The sequence below is a fragment of the Treponema sp. R80B11-R83G3 genome, from assembly GCF_054786115.1.
Window position 1 is genome coordinate 1 of the sequence record NZ_BDHF01000295.1, and the last position, 913, is coordinate 913.

Annotated in this window: 1 protein-coding gene; it reads left to right on the forward strand. The window is 46.0% G+C overall.

Going from position 1 to position 913, the window contains the following annotated elements:
* Positions 1 to 256 (forward strand): hypothetical protein (locus tag ACYVRH_RS13410; protein ID WP_461257396.1); only part of this gene is annotated, 256 nt, incomplete at its 5' end.
* Between the last annotated feature and the right edge of the window lie 657 nt (positions 257 to 913).

A 913-nucleotide genomic window follows, 5' to 3' on the forward strand; every position in this document is an offset into this window, starting at 1 on the left:
CGCCCTGCCCATCGCAGCGCAGTCCGAGAGCAAAGCGAGAGTAGACCCACCCACCCGGCGCGCGGGGCAGGGGGTAATAATTCAGTATTGGCTTCGTAGTGTTGAACTATCCATAAGATTAAAACAAACAAAAAAACACATTCCCTATTTGTCGCGCTCCCAATTACAGAACAACAAACATAATAAATATTTCCCTCTCTACGCGCACACCGGGCTAAGGGCAATACGGCAACCGCCCGAACCCATAAATTTGTGAAAAGTAAATATTCGCCCTCAGTACTTATTCGCTCCCAATAACATTAGTTCAGACACGCAACATTATCCCCGCTCCAGAGTCGCCACCCCCTTAAAGCCTAAAGGTTAAAATTGCTCCGTTCCGCTGCGCTCCACTCCGCAATTTTTTCGGCAGAGACCGCCCTTTTTTGTGCGGACATTCGATATGCTATCTAAAAAATCTGGATAAAAATGGACAAAAAAGCATGGCAAGGGCAAACTGTAAAATTTAAAAAAAGTGAAAACACGGAATAATAACAACAGGCAAACACCGCGCCCATGCCCAACATCGTGTTGGGCATGGGCATGAAAAAAAAAGCTAATCCTCACGCTTTTTTTTTCTAAGATAATTCCAAAAAGGCATTAAAACAACGGCGTACCGCCGGACGTGTTTTAACATAATAACAAAATAAAACGCCATACTTTTTTGTCTAAAATTACAGGCAAAAAGAAAATAAATAAAAGGCACAAAAAACCCCGGCAACCCGCCCTTCGCAAAATGCCGCAAAACACGCATTATAAAACCCGTGTGGGCAAATCGTAGTACGCCCCACCCGCCAGCGCGACCCACAAGCACGGCGAAATACGGCGGCTACGTCGAGGCGGTTAAAATTATCGTCCCCCCCCTGCCGCCGTATTT